The following is a 3,986-nucleotide window of genomic DNA, read 5'->3' as shown; positions in this document are numbered from 1 at the left end:
CTCGCGCCCGGCGCCCGGGTGAAGGTGCGGTGCCCCCGAACGTTGTGCCCGGCCCGGCCGGGCCCGACGATCCGCGAGCTTGCCGGGCTCGGCGTCAGCCCTTGACGTAGGAGAGCTTCTCGGCGACCGCGCCGTCGCGGACGCGGATCACGTCGACGCCGCGGACGTGGCCGGTGCCCCAGTCGTAGCGCCACCGCTGCACCACCAGCTCACCGGCGACGGTCAGCTCCTCGATGTCGAACCGGCCTTCGAGCTGCTCGAACACGGGCCGCCAGGCCTCCCGCACCTCGTCGCGGCCCTCGTGGCGCCGCCCGTCCGGGGCGGGGTTGGTGCTCTCGAAGACGACGTCGGCCGTACACAGATCGAGCGCGCCCTCCAGGTCGTGGCTGTTCCACGCGGCGTTGAAGCTGTCGATCAGAGCACGGGCGTCCATCCCCCGACCCTAAGCCCGCGCCCCCGCCCGACAGCCGCACCGACGCGCGGACACGGCCGCCACAAGATCGCCCGACTTGCCTGGCACATGGGCGGAAGCGTGCTCAAGATACGCACAGGTTCCAGGCAAGTCGGACGATCTTGGAGGGCGGGGAGCGGGTCAGACGGTGAAGCCGGTGAAGAGGAGGACGGCCAGGCCGAGGCCGATGGCCAGGTTGGCGAGGGCGGCGCCGCCGAAGACGGCGACGGGGCGCCAGCCGGCCTCGCGCAGCGCGCCGAGCCGCAGCTGCAGACCGATGCTGACGAACGCGAGGATCAGGAACCAGGTGCGCAGGTCGTTGACCACGCCGATGGTCGACTTCGCCTCGGCCGCGCTGACCGTGCCGACCCACCAGGTGCCGATGGCCGACGCGGCGATGAAGCCGAGCACGAACTTGGGGAACCGGTCCCACAGCTGCCGCAGGCCGGGCCGCTCGGCGCCCTCGGTCTTCTCCACTCGGAACGCGAAGTACGCGGTGAGCGCGACCGCGACGACGCCGATCAGCGCGTTCTGGGTGGCCTTGACGATGGTGGCGATCTGCAGCGTCTGCTCGCCGGCGAGCGCGCCGGCCGCGGTGACCGCGGCGGTGGTGTCGATGTTGCCGCCGATCCAGGCGCCGGCCACGGCGGGGCTGAGCCCGAGCAGGTCGGCCAGCCACGGCAGCAGGAAGATCGACGGGAGGGCGAAGACGATGACCAGGCTCGCGGCGTACGCGAGCTGCTCGCGCTTGGCCCGCACGGCCCCGGCGGCGGCGATCGCGGCGCTGACCCCGCAGATCGATACGGCGGCCGAGAGCAGCGCGCGCAGCTTCTCGTCGAGCCCGAGCAGCCCGCCGAGCCACCACGCGATCAGGAAGACGCTCGTGATCAGCAGGAGCGCCTGCAGGATCGCGGGGCCGGCGGCCTTGGCGATCAGGTTCAGGTTGATCGAGGCGCCGAGCAGCACCAGGCCGGTCTTGATGAAGAACTCGGTGCGTACGGCGTCGGCGATGCGCTCGCGCAGCCCGGCCCAGTACACGATCACGTTGCCGATCAGGCCGAGGGCGATGGCGTAGATCGGGTACTCGACCGCGGCGGCGAACTTCTCCAGGCTGGTGCCCTTGGCGGCGGCCGGGACGACGTCCTCCAGCCAGCGGGCGGCGGACCCGAGCAGCAGCACGATGAACAGGCCCAGCACGAGCCACGGCCAGGTGCGGGCGGGCCGCTCCGCGGGCGGGGCGGTCTCGACATCGGGGGTGGTGGCGACCATCAGGGCACCAGGCCCGTCGGGATGACGCCGGTCAGCACCGCGGCGAGCAGCAGCAGGCCGACGGCGGTGGCGAGCCAGTCCTCGGTGAGCGCGGCGCGCAGGGCGCGGGGGACGCTGGGGCCGGGCGAGGTGGGGCGAGGGGTCGGGTCACTCATGGCGTACGCCTTTCGGGAGTGGAGGGCGGCGCGGCACGTCGATTCTATACAAGGCCGGTAGGATTAGTCGAGATTAGAGTTTGAGCAGCTCAATGCTGGTCAACGAAGGCTACGGGCGGCCGCGACGAGATTTCGCGATATTTTTCCGGCGGGGATGTCGAGAACGGTCCGGCGGCGGTGACCACCTGATGAGAGCGGCGCACGACGGCGCCGCCGAGCGAAGGAGCACGACCGTGAAGTACATGCTGATGATGCACACGGCCGCGGACCCGTCCGCCGGGATGGTGACCTGGTCGCCCGAGGACGTCAAGGCGCACATCGAGTTCCAGCACGCCTTCGACGCCGAGCTGCACGCCGCCGGCGAGATGGTGTTCAACGAGGGCCTGACCTTTCCCGACCAGGCCCGCATCGTGCGGGCCGGGCAGTTGGGCGCGCCGGTCGTCACCGACGGGCCGTTCCCCGAGGCCAAGGAGTTCCTGATCGGCTTCTGGATCGTCGACGTGGACTCGCCCGAGCGGGCGTACGCGATCGCGGCGAAGGCCTCGTCCGCGCCCGGCGCGGGCGGCGCGCCGCTGAACATCCCCATCGAGGTGCGCCCGATCGTCGGCCCGCCGCCGACCGACGTGTAGGCGCCGGCGATGACGCCCACCGCGCTCGGGGACATCCGGCCATGACGCCTACCGCGCTCGGGGACCTGCTGCGCGACCTCGCGCCGCAGGTCCTCGGCGCGGTCGTACGCCGCTACCGCGACTTCGACAGCGCCGAGGACGCCGTGCAGGAGGCGCTGCTCGCCGCGGCGCGGCAGTGGCCCGCCGACGGGCTGCCCGAGCACCCGCGGGCCTGGCTGATCCAGGTCGCCTCCCGCCGTCTGATCAACATCTGGCGGGCCGACGACGCCCGGCGCCGGCGCGAGGAGACGGCGGTGTCGCTGGATCCGCGCGACGTCGCCGGCGCCGCCGACCAGCCGGACACCGGCCGGGACGACTCCCTGCGCCTGCTGTTCCTGTGCTGCCATCCAGCGCTGACCGCCCCCTCGGCGATCGCGCTGACCCTGCGCGCCGTCGGCGGCCTGTCCACCACCGAGATCGCCCACGCGTTCCTGGTGCCCGAGGCCACCATGGCGCAGCGGATCAGCCGGGCCAAGCAGCGCATCCACGCCGCGGGCGCGGCGTTCACCATGCCCGGTCCCGACGAGTGGCGCGGCCGCCTCGACAGCGTGCGGCACGTGCTCTACCTGATCTTCAATGAGGGGTACGCCAGCAGCAGCGGCGACGACCTGGTGCGGGCCGACCTGTCGCACGAGGCGATCCGGCTGGTCCGGACCCTGCACCGGCTGCTGCCCGACGACACCGAGACCGCCGGGCTGCTCGCGCTGATGCTGCTCACCGACGCCCGCCGCGACGCCCGCACCGGGCCGCACGGCGAGCTGGTGCCGCTGCCCGCACAGGACCGCTCCCGCTGGGACGGCAAGCTGATCGCCGAGGGCGTCGCCCTGATCAGCGCGACCCTGCGGCGGCACGCCGTGGGGCCGTACCAGCTGCAGGCGGCCGTGGCCGCGGTGCACGACGAGGCTGCGCGCGCCGAGGACACCGACTGGCCGCAGATCCTCGCCCTCTACGGCGTCCTGGAACGCCTGCAGGACAACCCGATGGTCACCCTGAACCGCGCGGTCGCCCTGGCCATGGTGGACGGCCCCGCCGCGGGCCTCGCCCTGCTGGACTCGGTCGAGCAGCGCCTACCCGGCCACCACCGCGTCGCCGCCGTCCGCGGCCACCTGCTGGAGATGTCCGGCGACCTCCCCGCCGCCGCGGCAGCCTTCGACCAGGCCATCCGCGCCACCACCAGCACCGCCGAACAGCGCTACCTCGCCACCCACCTGGCCACCCTCCACACCCGCGCCACACCCCCTTGATCACCCGACTTGCCAGGCACATGGGCGTATCTTGGGCACTCTTTCGCCCATGTGCCAGGCAAGTCGAGCGATCATCGCCCGCGCCCCGCGCCCCGCGCCCCGCGCCCCGCGCCGGCCGTGGGCTGTCGCGCCCGACGCGCGGAGGGCCGCCTTGCTGCGGCAACTCTTAAAGACTCGCGGCCTCGGAGTGCTTCCGAGG

Annotated in this window: 5 protein-coding genes; 2 read left to right on the top strand and 3 right to left on the bottom strand. The window is 72.9% G+C overall.

What is annotated here, in order from left to right; genetic code table 11:
* Positions 1–94: 94 nt before the first annotated feature.
* The 3 genes from AB0J67_RS39710 to AB0J67_RS39700 form a co-directional block, all read right to left on the bottom strand.
* A complete protein-coding gene (locus AB0J67_RS39710; protein ID WP_363490762.1) occupies positions 95–433 on the bottom strand; it encodes a nuclear transport factor 2 family protein in 339 nt (112 codons plus the stop codon).
* Positions 434–592: 159 nt separating this feature from the next.
* Entirely contained in the window at positions 593–1,720 is a 1,128-nt protein-coding gene (locus AB0J67_RS39705; protein WP_363490760.1) for a putative sulfate exporter family transporter, read from the bottom strand.
* A complete protein-coding gene (locus AB0J67_RS39700; protein ID WP_363490758.1) occupies positions 1,720–1,875 on the bottom strand; it encodes a hypothetical protein in 156 nt (51 codons plus the stop codon). Before AB0J67_RS39700 ends, AB0J67_RS39705 begins: the two co-directional genes overlap by 1 nt.
* 242 nt (positions 1,876–2,117) lie before the next feature.
* Between AB0J67_RS39700 and AB0J67_RS39695 the strand changes: the two genes are divergently transcribed.
* Entirely contained in the window at positions 2,118–2,504 is a 387-nt protein-coding gene (locus AB0J67_RS39695) for a YciI family protein (RefSeq protein WP_363490764.1), read from the top strand.
* A gap of 41 nt (positions 2,505–2,545) precedes the next feature.
* A complete protein-coding gene (locus tag AB0J67_RS39690) occupies positions 2,546–3,787 on the top strand; it encodes a DUF6596 domain-containing protein (protein ID WP_363490756.1) in 1,242 nt (413 codons plus the stop codon).
* The last annotated feature ends 199 nt before the right edge of the window (positions 3,788–3,986 follow it).

The sequence above is a fragment of the Catellatospora sp. NPDC049609 genome, from assembly GCF_040675365.1.
Taxonomy (GTDB): domain Bacteria; phylum Actinomycetota; class Actinomycetes; order Mycobacteriales; family Micromonosporaceae; genus Catellatospora.
The sequence above is the reverse complement of the archived record's forward strand: the minus strand, read 5'-3'. Positions and strand labels throughout refer to the sequence as shown.